The sequence below is a fragment of the uncultured Psychrobacter sp. genome, from assembly GCF_947500265.1.
GTDB lineage: Bacteria > Pseudomonadota > Gammaproteobacteria > Pseudomonadales > Moraxellaceae > Psychrobacter.
The window spans coordinates 88,656-103,122 of the sequence record NZ_CANMRN010000002.1 but is presented as its reverse complement, the minus strand read 5'-3'; the positions used below and the strand labels follow the sequence as shown (position 1 = coordinate 103,122).

The following is a 14,467-nucleotide window of genomic DNA, read 5'->3' as shown; positions in this document are numbered from 1 at the left end:
AAGCCATTGTTTCCAGATAACAAAAAGCTAGATTCTAAATAGAATCTAGCTTTTTTATGTTTAAAATATAGCTAAGGGTACTGACGTTTACGTAAATGGGCGAAACAGTTTTAGCCTAAAAAACTGTTAAATAACCAAAATAGACCATTAATTGCTGCGATACCGACAACCATACTGACCAAAAGTTGACGGCTGATATGATAAATAAACAATACCAAAATAAGTGCGCCGATTTGTGCCATTAATAGATGTAATTCGGTATCGCTGAAAGCAACAGTCGTCGATAGGTCTTGATAGGAGAGGCTAGTCAAAATAAGCAGCACCATCACTGATAATGGCAAACTCTCATTTAATCGATGTAGCCAAGGTGTATCGAGCAGCTTTCTAGGTATCAGTGCGGGTAGCGCACGAGTGATAAAGGTCACTGCTGCCATAGCAAGCGTAGCAAAAATAAGATAACTACTGGTCATAAGAGTCTCCCGTCTTTTGACGCTCTATCCAAAACCCACGTACCAAGATCATAAACATACAGATAGTGATGGCTACTAGTAGCAACCAGTCACTGGTAAATAGCGAAGCAATGATTAAGCCAAGGACGGCAATACCAATCGGGAAGTAGCGTTTGATACTTTGAAATTGCTCATACGCGAGAATTGCAAACAGACAAACCAACGCAAAATCTAAATTTGGCACTAAGTCACTGAGCGTACTGCCAATCATTACGCCAACCGTACTCGCGAGTACCCACCAGCTTTGGTTAAATAGGCTGATAGGAAGTATCAGCGCTCGTCGCGACTCATTTGGCAAGCTGGTCATGATTGAAAAAGTCTCGTCGGTCAAGGCAAACAGACAATACGTCTTGGCCAGCTTATTTTTTGGTAGATACTGTAATAACGGCATACCGTAGAATACATGACGTAGATTAATCGCGGCAATATTGGTGGCGATATTGCCAATCGGTAGGCCCGCGCTCAGCATTGGCAGACAAGCGTACTGAGCTGCACCAGCATAGAGAACGATACTGAGCATAATCGTTCCCCATATCGGGATACCTGCTACCTGTGCGAGTACACCAAAGGCAATACCGGCAGGCAGATATCCCATAGCAACTGGCAAGCTTTTCTTAAAGCCCTCAGCCCATTGATAGCGGTTTTCATGTTGATGGCTTAATTCATTTGAATGAGTATTCACACGATATCCTAAATTTTTCTTATGATATTTTTATAAATCTATCGATATAAAAATTATTAATTCAAACTGTATTGCTGCAAAATTAAAAAATGAAAAACGAGCTTAATAAAAATGATTTATCGAAAATTGATAGAGTAAACATAGTATAAAATTAACTAAGCTTCAGGTTGTAGTTTTTCATAACTGCCAGTCTGATTGGCACGGTATAAAAACCCACCTAGAATAACTAGTCTCAATAATAATAGACACCACACGCTAAGCCAAATACCAGTCATATCCCATTGCTGATAGAGCAACCAGCTTAACGGGAAGAAAATAGCAGCCAGTATCAGCGCCGCATTACGGATCACGCTACCAGCCGTTAAACCAAAAAATATCCCATCTAGCCAGTAGGCACCAACACCGACAAGAGGCAATAATACAGCATATAAATGGTAGTTATAGGCGAGGGCAAACACCGACTCAATATTTGTCATAAATACTAAATACGTAGGCATCGCAAGCCACCAGATGGCGCTCAACATGATAGCAAGACCATAACTAACTATGCCTGTACGCTTCACAATAATACGAAAACGTGGCCAGTCACGTCGCCCTGCAGCTTGCCCACTCAGCGTTTCAGCAGAGACAGCAACGCCATCTAAAGCGAAGGCAGATATGCTTAATACTTGCAATAAAATAGCGTTAGCAGCCAGTATGACGTCACCGCTTTGGGCAGATAGTCGAGTAATCCAAGCAAAGCTCAGCGTTAAAATAAGAGTACGTACAAAAATATCTTTGTTTAAAGAAAATAGCCTAAGCATCTTTTCTTTCGTAAAATACTGACGATCCGCTTTGAATAATACAGGCCACGATATTTTTAAATGTTTGAGGCTCAACCATAATGCCATCAGTATTCCAAACCAAAATGCAATAGTCGTTCCTAGTGCGACACCAGCTAATCCCATCTGCATTGCAAATACAAAAAACAGAGTCAGTACGATATTAAGTACGGCAATAAAACCCTGCTGGTAAAGCATATAACGTGTCTTACCTTGTCCTGCAAACCAACCAATAAATGCAAAATTCATCAGCTCCGCGATCACGCCCCAAAAGCGTACGTCTAAGTAGGTTTTTGCTGCGCGTCCACTTTCAGGATTGGCTGACAGTGCTTTTAAGCCAAAATCAATCAGCCATGGTTTTGCGAGTAGCAATATTGCTCCAATAACAAACGCCAATAGTAACGCGCGTTGTAAGATAGACAGCAAAGGCATGGGCACTGATAAGGTTGGTGTATTGCTAGTATTATTAGCCAGTTGTCCCAATGCCTGCGCAGCAAGTCCAGATGATGCATACTGCAAAAAGTTAAAGCTAACAAGCAATAGCGATAGCAGCTGTATGGCCAAACCCATGCCAGCAAGTTTCGCTGTGTCATTCATATTGCCGACAATGGCCGTATCAATAACGCTCTGCAATGGCATAGCCAAATTGGCGAGTAGCACAGGCAATGCAATCGCGACAATACGCTTATAGCTTGTGTCAATAGGTGGCATCGCTTGAGAAGTTGCTGAATTAGCTGACATGGGTGACTCGTTTATACGTGAACGATAAAGAGGTGTGTTCGTTAAATGATAATAGACTCGTAAGGCAGTACATTTAATATAAGAGACAAAATAGCTATAAAGACAAAAGCACCTAGACTCATTATTCATGAGTCAGGTGCTCTTATTTAAACGTTGTAGCTGTGCAATCAGTAATTATATAGAATGTGATAACACGCTAGTTCAACGTATTAATTTATCTAATATACCTTACTAAACGTTGTCTTGCTCAAACATTTTTGGATCGTTGAAAGTAACGATTTCTTCTTCAAACTCTGGTTTCACTTTTACGATAAAGTCATCACGCGATAGACCCATGCGCAGCGGAATCGAACTGGCAATATAAGTCGATGAGTAAGTACCCGCAAGCAAACCAATAAACAGAGCTACTGAGAACCAGTATAATCCATCACCGCCCAAGAAGAGCATGGCTAGTACGACCAATAGAACAGTTGAGATGGTCATAATCGTACGGCGTAGCGTCTCGGTCAATGACAAATCAATCGTCTGTTCTGGCGTAATTCCGCGAACACGGCGGAAGTTTTCACGAATACGGTCATAGACAACGATGGTATCGTTCAATGAATAACCAATCAATGCCAATACCGCAGCCAATACCGTTAAGTCAAATGGGAAGCCGAATAGTGCAAATACACCGATGGTTACGACAGCATCATGAAATAGTGACAGTACAGCACCTAGAGACAATTTGAACTGGAAGCGTAGGGCAACATAGCCAAGCATACATACCAGTGCCAATACCAATGCCATGACTGAGTTTAGATAAACCTCATTACCAACTTGGCTACCAATGATATTGACGTTGCTAATCGTAGCGGTATTGCTAGGTAGTGCCAATGCTTGCGTCAGATTTGCGCTTAGCCCATCAACGTTATCAGACTGAGGAGGCAAACGTACTAATAGCTCTTCACGAGTACCTAGATACTGTACAACCGCATCATCAAAGCCATTATCTGCCAGTGCTTGTACAACAGCAACTTGCTCAACAGGCTGCTCATAACGCACGTCTGCTGAGACACCACCAGTAAAATCAAGACCTAAGTTCAGACCATTTACCGCGATAGCAATGATACTACCGATTACCATAAATAAAGATAGTAGTGCCATCGGCTTTTCTATCTTCATAAATGGAATGATACGCTGGTTACCAACCGCTTTGATGCCACCTTCAGCGACAGCTGCGGCATCATCAGCAGCGTCACCTGATATTACGTCAGAATCAACAGCGGTAGACAGTGCTTGACTGTCTTTGGCATTTTGACCTTTACCACCGCGATGACTAGAGCTTTTGCCTGACTTTGCGGTAGTAGGGTTATTGGTTTTAGTATTGCTACCTTTACCATCACGACGCGGTTTGTTACGGCGACGCGTACTTGCATTGGTCATGTCACCGTTTGAGCCATTTCGATCAGGATTATTCTGCTGTTCTAAAGGGTTGTTATTATCGATCGCCATAATATTCTCCTAACCGATGCTCAGACTTTTGATGGATTTACGCTTACCATAAGCAATTTGTACCAGTGCACGTGTCACCAAGATTGCAGTGAATAGCGAGCTGACAATACCAATAGCTAGCGTAATCGCAAAGCCTTTAATCGGACCAGTACCAATCGCAAATAGGATAAACGCGACCAATAAGGTTGTAATGTTGGCATCAAAAATACTGCTAAATGCGCGATCGAAACCTGCCACAATGGCTGATTTTGGCCGGACACCGTTGGTAATCTCTTCTCGTATTCGCTCAAAAATCAGTACGTTGGCATCAACTGCCATACCGATGGTCAAAACGATACCTGCGATACCCGGTAAGGTAAGTGATGAACCCAAAATTGACATAATCGCAATGATAATAATAACGTTAACGGCTAGCGCAACGTTAGCAATCACACCGAACAGACGATAGAAGATAATCATGAACGCGAAGACTAATAGATAGCCGACCTGCGTAGAGAATAACCCTTTATCAATGTTTTCTTGACCGAGTGAAGGACCAATAGTGCGCTCTTCTACGAAGTACATCGGTGCAGCAAGTGCGCCCGAGCGTAGCAATAGCGCAAGCTCAGCTGCTTCAGCACTACTATCTAGACCAGTAATACGGAATGATGAACCCAGTACCGCTTGAATGTTGGCGCGGTTGATGACTTTGGTTTCAGCGTAAGGTGTGCGTACTTCAGTCGTCTCACCAGTGGCTGGATCTTCTTCGTAAGTGATTCTTTGCTTGTTTTCAATGAACAATACAGCCATCTGTTGACCAACCGCTGTACGTGTGGCGTTCTGCATGAGCTTGCCGCCAGCACTGTCCAAGGTAATACTTACTTCAGGTAGACCACTTTCATCCAAGCCAGTTTGCGCATTGGTTACTTTGTCCCCTGTGACGATCGCTTGACGATCTAACAATACAGGCGGGCCATCGAGTGTTTCGAATGGGAATGCTTCTGTGCCTGCTGGTGGTATGCCACCAGTATAGGTATCGGCATCTTCTGCCACCATACGAAACTCAAGGTTTGCAGTACGACCAAGTACACGTTTCGCTTCAGCAGTATCTTGTACACCAGGTAGCTCAACGACGATACGGCTAGCACCTTGCGACTGTACCAAAGCTTCGGTAACACCCAGCTCAGCAATACGGTTACGTAGAGTCGTTAAGTTCTGGTTGACCGCGTAGCTATTGATTTCGTCAAGTGTCGCATCGTTATACGATAAGACCAATGCAGGACCTTGATCATCAATAGAAGACTGCAAGTTAAACGTATTGCTCATTGAGCCTTGTAATACGTTTTGGGCACGGTTACGAGTATCAGTATCAGCAAAATGCAATACCACGCCGCGATCTTCGGTTTTGATACCTTTGATTGCTACTCGCTCAGCACGTAGCTCACGTCGCATATCACGACTGGCACTGGTCAAACGCTGTTCAAGCGCCTTGTCCATATCGACTTCGAGTACAAAGCGTACACCACCACGTAAATCGAGACCAAGCTTCATCGGTCTTGCACCGATATCGCGTAGCCACTGCGGGGTCGTCTGTGCTAGGTTAAGGGCAACAACATAGTCTTCGCCCAAGTTTTGACGTAGCACTTCTTGCGCTTTTAGCTGATCGACTGGGTTGTTGAGGCGTACCAGCGCGCTGTTGCCCTCAAACGTACCATCGTGGTTATCTAGATCTGCCTCTTCGAGTAAGCTTTGAGACTCAGTTAAGATGCCTTCAGATAGCTGAGTTCCTGCGGCTGCGCTCGTAATCTGCACAGCAGGTTCGTCAGGGTAAAGGTTGGGGGCAGCATATAGACCGGCAACGAGTAGCACGACGGCAATTAGTAAGTATTTCCAAGCGGGATATTGCATAATCACTTCTTTAAGTTGATAAACGACTGGCGACGTAGGCCACAAGTTAGCAGATGGGAAGTTAGCGATAGCAACGGTCGAGTGCTATGTTCAGCAGCCGTCATCATGCACCATTGCGATCATCCGCGATGATAGTAACGCATAAAACAGTAAAGCAAATAATACAGATGTCTGTTTATCTGGTCACCAAAAATCATATGGCTAGATTGGATAAAGATAGGACATCTAAACGGTAAGCCTAATTTATATAGCAATTTTACCTTACTGTGTTAATAGCGAAAAATGACCGTAAATCATATACGGTCATTTTTTAGTCATTACATTCGTTAATGTGACGACTATCGAATGTTCACTAATAAATTTTCACTAATAAAAGCTAGTGAACATTCTAATTAGACGCTTTCGATCGTACCAGCAGGCAATACTGAAATAACAGAAGCACGTTGTACTTTTACGTCAGTATTGTTGTTTAGGCTCACAACGGCATAATCGCCTTCGATTGCTTTGATACGACCCATTAAACCACCAGCGAAAATAATTTCACTACCAACGGTCAATGCGTTAACCATGGCACGATGTTCTTTGGTACGCTTAGACTGCGGGCGAATGACCAAGAAGTAAAAAATCGCAAAAAACGCAACAGGCAGTAAAATCTGACCAAATAGACCTGCAGCACCTGCAGTCTCTGGTGCAGCATGGGCAGCTTGAATAAATAAGCTCATAATATCTCTCAGTAAGTCATAGACAATAATAAAATTAGACGCATAGTAACAAAAAATCCCAGACTTGGTAACTGTTAATCATAGGCTGAGCGTGTTTTTCTTAACGTAAGGCATACTACCAGCCAACGGGTAGGACAACAATGTTTTTACTATATTCAGATAATCTATATAAAGCCTCAGGCTAAATAACTGTCATGAATTGGCTGGTAAAGATGTCGTCATACAACTGTTAATAGTAGGGTAATAAAAGTCATCAAAAAACAAAAACTTAAAAATGGTGACTTATTGTGAAATGGTATCATCAATGCTACTATCAAATGGCAATGATTGCCTGTATTTAGTATGCTACATATTGAACCATATTACGGCTTATTGAAGCATAGTATGGCTTTGAAATAGCGATTAAATCAGCTTTGAGTAACTATTTATACGATAGACAGATGTCTTTTATTACTTTATTGATAGCAATCTGAAAATCGATATAAATTACTCATAATATTATCTTCCTTTTTCTCTTTTTAGGTTACCTAACTTGTTCACCACTTTTATGTTTGTACCTCGTTTATGTCGTCCGCGCGCTCATCGTAAAGACGCATCTGCAGAACCTCCCCCGAGAATGACTACTAGTTCTCGATTTGGTTATACTTCTTTTTCGGCACTATCTGTATTAGCAATTCTTATGCTACCGCAGGCAGTGTGGGCAGCTGGTGCTGTATCAACATCCAGCGAGGCGGCAGCACCAACTGCGCTTAGCGTTTCTTTATTGATATTTTTTGTCTTACTCGCTATTGGTGTCTCTTTCGTCTGTTCATTAGCAGAATCTGTTCTGCTGAGCATGACGCCATCGTTTATTGCGGATGTGCAAGAAACCAGTCCAAAAAAAGCAGAAATGCTTAAAAGCCTTAAAGTGGATAATATTGATCAGTCGCTAGCTGCTATTTTAACGTTAAATACCGTTGCCCATACACTTGGCTCTATCGGTGCAGGTGCACAGGCCACGATCGTCTTTGGTAGTGCGTGGTTTGGTCTGTTTTCGGCCCTCATGACGCTTGCCATTTTATTCTTATCTGAAATTATCCCAAAAACACTAGGTACAGTTTACTGGCGTCAGCTAAGTGGCTTGGTTGCTTATTTCGTTCGTGGCATCATCCTGCTGCTATACCCGTTAATCTGGTTCTCAGAGCGTCTGACGAAACTATTGGTACGCGGTAAAGAGCCGCAAACATTTAGTCGCCGTGAGTTTGCTGCTCTTGCTAGTATCGGTGAAGAATCAGGTCAAATTGACCCACTAGAGTCACGTATCATTCGTAACTTGCTCGCGTTTGGCGCGATTAAAGTCGAAGACATCATGACACCGCGCTCAGTGATGCTCGCATTCGAAGAGAATAAAACTGTTGCTGAGCTATTGGTTGATCGTCCAAAGCTGACGTTTTCTCGCTTGCCGATCTACGATGGTGACTTGGATAACATTACTGGCTTTGTCCTAAAAACCGACATGCTACTGGCTAAAGTTAACCATGCTATGCATAAGCCGTTGACGCAATTTCAGCGTGACATCACCTTTGTTTTCTCTAAAATGAAGCTGTTTGACTTGTTAGAGTTGATGCTAAAAAACCGTATTCATATTGCCATTACAGTCGGCGAATATGGTGAAGTTAAAGGCTTGGTCACGTTAGAAGATGTGTTTGAGACATTGTTGGGTCTCGAGATTGTCGATGAGATAGACCGCGTCGAAGACATGCAAGCCTTGGCTCGTCAGATGATGGACAGACGGGTAGAGCGTTTAGGTATGAAGCTCAGCGATGATGAGCAGTATGAAGATAGTAACAGCGAACCTAAGTCCTAACGAAGCCTTAACTATGCCTTAATGAAGCCAAACTCTAACGTTGATAGCTTAACCATAAGTGTTGACGGTTCTAAAGATTGATGGTTTAAAAATGGTCAGCTCATTATGGGCTGACTATCAAACTAGACCTACAAAGCATCTAACTGTTTGGGCTAGGATTTACAGCATAAAATGTTAAGAACATTTGATTTGATAGCTTGGGTTTTTATTCGCAATAATTACACAGGGTGTCACATGGCTGTGAGAATTCGATGATAGGCTCGGCATATGATATGAGTATACTTATATAGATATATCTATACAGATACACTGCCAAGATAAATGATAAAAGAGCGTTAATCGTCACTATATGACACTAACGAAAAAAATATCGCTAAGGATTATCATGAAAAAATTATTGGGAAATAGGCTATTAGCTCTATTGGTGAAAAGCGCCAGCATCACTGCAATCGTAGCAGTAGCCAGCACCATCAGTATCAATGCACAAGCAGCAACTATGACCGAAGATTTGGTACAGAACTATGCCGCCGCAATGAAAGCATCAGCGAATGGCCAAAGTATCAATCAGGTATCGCGCCTTGTGTCAGATGACGCGCTTATTTCTTTATCTAGAAAAGGTAAATCTACCAGTTTAGATAAAGATGCCTACTTAAAGCTGCTTCAAAACAGTTGGAATGATACGTCTAATTATCGCTATGATATTTCGGTAGATAATGTGGTGATTACTGGTTCACAAGCTAAAGCTAATGTGACGACCAATGAGAGTTGGGTAAAAAATGGTCAGCAAGTATCATTTGTCACTACATCTCGTGTGACCTTGACCTTATCTACTGGTAACGCAGTGCTCTTACGTGCAGTATCTCAGGTAGCTATTAATTAAGTCGCCATTGACCAAGCAAGACTCAAAAATACAATAAGCCATATAACCAATAGCTAGTCTAACTGATTGAGATTCTAACTTATAAAGGGTTTTGGTTGGTTCAACAGTTATTACTTAGTTTTATAGGCTACTTGAGCGTCTATTATTATCTTTTATATTAGGCTAGTCTTTGCTTTACATTGCATACTATACTATCCATCAACTTTATCTTATTAATTTCTGTCGTTAGGAAACCTCCAATATCATGTCTACTGTGCTATCACACTCTCGCTCATTTATTGCGTTGCCATTGACGCTTGCGGTATCCACTTTACTGATTAGTGCGTGTAGCAATACATCAGCGGTAAAAAACAAAGGTGCGACCAATAGCTCATCTGTCATCACCAAAAGTCCTGCCAATCAAGGGGCTAATACGGGTAGTGCAGACTACTCAACTGCGTTTTTAGATGCAGAGAGTTTGGATGAGTTGGCTGACTTGTTAGAAGCCACTGACATGACCATGGTAGAAGGTAACCAGCTTGCTATTCAGCAATATGGTGATTTGTGGAATCGTCTACGCGCAGGCTACCGCATGAATGGTGGTAAGCCAATCTATAATCAGCGTATTGAAGGTCAAAAAAGCTGGTTTACCAGTAGACAGGATTATCTAAATCGTCTAACTGCACGTGCCAGTCGTTATATCTATCATACGGTACGAGAGGCAGAGCGTCGCAATATCCCAACAGAGCTTGCCTTGTTACCAGTTATCGAAAGCTCTTATGATCCAAGTGGTACGAGTAGTGCGGCAGCCGCGGGTTTGTGGCAGTTTATCCCGAGTACAGGCCGTATTTATGGCTTGAATCAAAGCAGTACTTATGATGGTCGCCGTGATGTTATTGAGTCGACACGTGCTGCCTATGACTTTTTGACAGCATTGCACAACCAGTTTGGTAGTTGGGAGCTAGCATTGGCTGCTTACAACGCGGGCCCTGGCCGTGTACAGAAAGCAATCGATGCCAACGCAGCGCGCGGACTACCAACAGACTATTGGTCACTTCAATTACCGACTGAAACGATGAACTATGTGCCGCGTTTCTTGGCTGTAGCCGAAATCGTTGCTAAGCCTGAGCAGTATGGTGTGTATCTACCAGCTATCGCTAATCGTCAGCATTTCCGTAGTGTACCTGTTAACTATGGTGTGAGCTTGGCAGAAGTATCGCAGTTAACTGGCGTTAGCTATGATGAGCTAGAGCGTCTAAACACTGCACTGACATCAGGCCGCGTTGATTCTTCAGGTCCACAGCGTGTCATCATTCCAAACGACGTCAGCCTCAATGCTGATGCCAAACTAAGTGGGCTCAGAGGTAATGGTACAGGCAATGTACTCGCTTCAAGCAACGCAGGTAGCTCAAGCACGACAGCGACTACGCCAAGCTATAATAATAAACCATATACTGCCTCATCACTGCCGTCTACTGGTAGTGCATTGGCTGATTATGCCGCTAGCGCAAGTGTACCGCAGCAGACTACCAGCTATATCTCACCGTCTGCGACACCGACTAGCAGCTCGGTATACAGTGGTAATTCCTCAGCTCGCACTGAGCCACCACTGACCACCGCAGAGACTAACAAGATCAATGCTGAGCTTAAGAGCAGTAACAGCTTACCGACCACCTCAGCTCAGATTACTCAGAATAATACGATTGTCCAAGAGCCACCGCTTAGCAAAGAAGAGCGTGATTTTATTGCTAATCAAATCCGTAGAAACACTTCTGAGACCAATGTTATCAATGCTGACGGCAATATTAATCTATCAGCCGTACAGACACAGCAGTCTATCTTAGAAGCGAGTGGTGCAGAGAAAAAACTTAGCTTTGCCAAAACCTCGGTAAGTAAGCTAAAACCACAAGGCGCACGTACCACTTATACGGTAAAACGTGGCGATACGCTCTCGAACATTGCGAGTCGAGCAGGGCTTAGCTGGCGTGATATCGCAGAATGGAACCAGATAGATGCTAGTGCCAATCTGCTCTCTGGCAGCACATTGTATCTATATGATGCCAAGACTATCGAGCCATTGAGTACTGCTAACAACGCAGCCGCTAGTCAGCCTGACAGTTATGTTGTACAAGGTGGTGATACGCTTATCGGTACGGCCAATCGTTTTGGCTTATCGGTCACTCAGCTAGCCAGCTACAATAATCTGAGCAGCCGTGCTGATCTGCTCAGAGGTCAAAAATTATGGCTCATACCGGGTAAAGTGACTGCACCTGCGACAACACCTGCCGCTCCTTCTACCAAGCCGAGTAAATCAAGCACTGCGACCAAGAATTATAAAGTAAAAGCAGGGGACGGATTAATTGCATTGGCACGTCAATTCAATGTGTCGACAGATACTTTAGCCAGCCTCAACGGCATCAACAGCACAAGTTCGCTATATGTTGGTCAGACACTTAAAGTGCCAGCCAGTGTTGATTTCGATGCTGCAAGCACGACAAGTGCGAGCAGTAGTAACAGCTCAAACTCGGTCACGACCACCAATTACAAAGTAAAATCAGGTGATACGCTGATTGGTATTGCGAACAGCATCGGAGTGAGTGCAACGGAGCTGGCTGCAGTAAATAGCAATTTTGATGCGAAAGCTCGCCTGCAACGTGGTCAAACGATTAAAGTTCCTGCTTCTAAAGAATTGGTCGACCGTCAGTTAAATGACAAAGCGGTCAGCTACAAAGTAAAATCAGGTGATACATTAACGGGTGTCGCTAAACGTTACAATATTGGCTTAAGTGATTTGGCATCAGCGAATAACTTGAATACCAATTCGAATCTGATACTGGGCCGTACTATCACCATCCCTGCGAGCGGCAGTGTGGCAAGTGCATCTAGTAGCAGTCAAAGCAGCAGCTCTGCTAGTAGCAACAGTAGTAGTAGCTTAGCAAGCAGTGGTACGAAATTAGGTAATACTGAAAACTACAAAGTTAAATCTGGTGATGGCCTAATTGCTTTAGCACGTCAGTTTGGCATCTCAGTAGAGGACTTGGCGGCGACCAACGATCTAGCGACCAATGCTCAGCTACAACGCGGCCAAACGCTTAAAGTACCAAAAGCGACAGTAAGCTACACGGTTGGCTCTGGCGATAGCTTGATTGGTCTAGCACGTAAATATGGCGTATCAACCCAAGAGTTGGCTGATATGAACAATATCGCCGCTGATACGATGTTGCAGCGTGGTCAGCGTCTGACTGTACCTAATCGTTAATGAATAAAATATTAATGAATACCGTTTACATAAGACGTCATTAATATTAACTATGAAACGTATCGCACAAAAAAGCTGCTCTTTATAAGAGCAGCTTTTTTATTTAATAAGAATAAATTATTGTGAAAATTTAGCTTGCGAACCGTTTAGTAATAGCTACGAATTAGACCGTCTGAGTTTTGATAGTTTCAAGATAGCTTCTGATATTACTGACATAATGCATGGCTTGACCATAGCGGCTATTCGACGCTCTATTATCTGCTAAATAAGCATAGACGTTCGCCCAACTCTTATCATCGATACCTTGAGCTCGCAGTTCGCGTTGGATTCTTTTTACCGCATTGGGACCCATGTTATAACCTGCAAGGGCAAACCAAATACGGTCAGTTTTTGGCACGTCAGAGAAGTCTGCTTTCACTTGCTCTAGATAGCGTGCACCGCCGCCAATACTTTGGTAAGGATCAACGCGGTCTGAGACGCCCATCGCTTTTGCAGTGTTGTTGGTCAGCATCATTAACCCGCGTACGCCAGTCGGCGAGACAGCGTTGGCATCAAGATGTGACTCTTGGTAACCCATCGCGACCAATAGTTCCCAATCATGATTATAATTACGTGCTTGCTCTTCAAACGAAGATTGATAGTCTGGTAACTTTTCCGTCAACGTTCTCTGGAAATGATCCTGACTATAGGCATCTTTAAGCAAGTTTTGATTGTAGAACGCGGCAAGTTTTTGTGTGTTTTGTAGCTTGATACTATCGCACAAAAAGTAACTGGCCTTTCTTGATAGTGGATCATTGGATGAGCTAAACGTCCAACTTACCTTAGGATGTAGACCGTTCTTAGTCAGGCTAGAATCATAACCACAGCTGACATTGATAGACGATAGATTTAGCTGGCTTTTTAGCTTAGTGCTAGCCGTAGTCAACGCCATGTCAGCGTTGCCGGTTCTTAGTGCTTTTAGTGCCGCTTCTTCACTGGCATAGGCTTTTAGATTGATATCGACACCGAGCTCGTCGGCATAAGTGCGCACCAGATCAAACCCAAAACCATGTTGGAAGCCATCGGTAGCAAAGTAAGTGCTATCGCCTGGTACCGCAGCAATGGTCAAGGTGTTTTCCAGCATGACGTTGTCATAGGCTGGTACCGATGTGTTCATGGTCGTCAAACTCTCAGCGGGCAACGAGAGTAGAGCGATGCTAGAGATTTGTGCCAGCTTCTTGGTTCTGGCAAAACGATTAGACGCAATAGGGGTAACGGATGAAACGATGTTACTTTTGGTGTTTAGTAGGCGTTTAGATGGACGCAGTAAATAAGAAATACGGCGTTTGGCCCCTTGCGCAGATACTTTTACACGATAAGTAATACGCTGCATGGATGTCTCCTGATTTTAGCCATCCTTCTTACCGCAAAAACACGTATAAATATATGTGCATAATATTGACATATATCGATATCGTATCTTAAATAGAGTGTCATTTTTAATAGGATAAATGCCGCTCTATCTTGTTTGACTATAGCGCCACTAGCGTACTCTCTCTAAGAGTTAGTGGGATAGTTTGTCGTCAGCCAGCTATCGATATGTCATAAGAGCGTTCTAAAGCAGTGTTTATAAGTACTGGTTTAAAATACTGAACGCACAACAACGCG

General features: G+C 43.3%; 10 protein-coding genes. 3 read left to right on the top strand and 7 right to left on the bottom strand.

The window, feature by feature from the left end:
- Window positions 1-110: 110 nt before the first annotated feature.
- The 6 genes from Q0788_RS03045 to yajC all read right to left on the bottom strand — a co-directional run bounded on the left by Q0788_RS03045 (window position 111) and on the right by yajC (window position 6,856).
- Entirely contained in the window at window positions 111-470 is a 360-nt protein-coding gene (locus Q0788_RS03045; RefSeq protein ID WP_298807771.1) for an AzlD domain-containing protein, read from the bottom strand.
- Window positions 460-1,191 carry an AzlC family ABC transporter permease gene (locus Q0788_RS03040; protein ID WP_298807770.1) on the bottom strand — a complete coding sequence of 244 codons (732 nt, stop codon included), beginning with the start codon at window positions 1,189-1,191 and terminating at the stop codon, window positions 460-462. Before Q0788_RS03040 ends, Q0788_RS03045 begins: the two co-directional genes overlap by 11 nt.
- Window positions 1,192-1,346: 155 nt before the next feature.
- Window positions 1,347-2,753, bottom strand: a complete 1,407-nt coding sequence (locus Q0788_RS03035; RefSeq protein WP_298807769.1) for an MATE family efflux transporter — start codon at window positions 2,751-2,753, stop codon at window positions 1,347-1,349.
- A gap of 231 nt (window positions 2,754-2,984) precedes the next feature.
- On the bottom strand, window positions 2,985-4,247 hold the full coding sequence (gene secF, locus Q0788_RS03030; protein WP_298807767.1) for a protein translocase subunit SecF: 1,263 nt from the start codon (window positions 4,245-4,247) through the stop codon (window positions 2,985-2,987).
- Window positions 4,248-4,256: 9 nt separating this feature from the next.
- A complete protein-coding gene (gene secD / locus Q0788_RS03025; RefSeq protein WP_298807766.1) occupies window positions 4,257-6,134 on the bottom strand; it encodes a protein translocase subunit SecD in 1,878 nt (625 codons plus the stop codon).
- Between the two features lie 392 nt (window positions 6,135-6,526).
- Window positions 6,527-6,856, bottom strand: coding sequence for a preprotein translocase subunit YajC (yajC, locus tag Q0788_RS03020; protein WP_057759529.1), 330 nt, complete (start codon window positions 6,854-6,856; stop codon window positions 6,527-6,529).
- 547 nt (window positions 6,857-7,403) lie between these two features.
- Here yajC and Q0788_RS03015 point away from each other — a divergent pair.
- From Q0788_RS03015 to Q0788_RS03005, 3 genes are all read left to right on the top strand, one after another.
- Window positions 7,404-8,702 (top strand): CNNM domain-containing protein, encoded by a 1,299-nt coding sequence (locus Q0788_RS03015; protein WP_298808350.1) that lies wholly within the window; start codon window positions 7,404-7,406, stop codon window positions 8,700-8,702.
- Window positions 8,703-9,087: 385 nt separating this feature from the next.
- Window positions 9,088-9,582, top strand: coding sequence for a hypothetical protein (locus tag Q0788_RS03010; RefSeq protein ID WP_298807765.1), 495 nt, complete (start codon window positions 9,088-9,090; stop codon window positions 9,580-9,582).
- Between the two features lie 244 nt (window positions 9,583-9,826).
- Window positions 9,827-12,820 carry a LysM peptidoglycan-binding domain-containing protein gene (locus Q0788_RS03005; RefSeq protein WP_298807764.1) on the top strand — a complete coding sequence of 998 codons (2,994 nt, stop codon included), beginning with the start codon at window positions 9,827-9,829 and terminating at the stop codon, window positions 12,818-12,820.
- A 163-nt stretch (window positions 12,821-12,983) separates the two neighbouring features.
- Here the strand turns inward: Q0788_RS03005 and Q0788_RS03000 are convergent, their stop codons facing one another.
- Complete coding sequence (locus Q0788_RS03000; protein ID WP_102077942.1) at window positions 12,984-14,192, bottom strand: transglycosylase SLT domain-containing protein; 1,209 nt, start codon at window positions 14,190-14,192, stop codon at window positions 12,984-12,986.
- Window positions 14,193-14,467 lie beyond the last annotated feature (275 nt).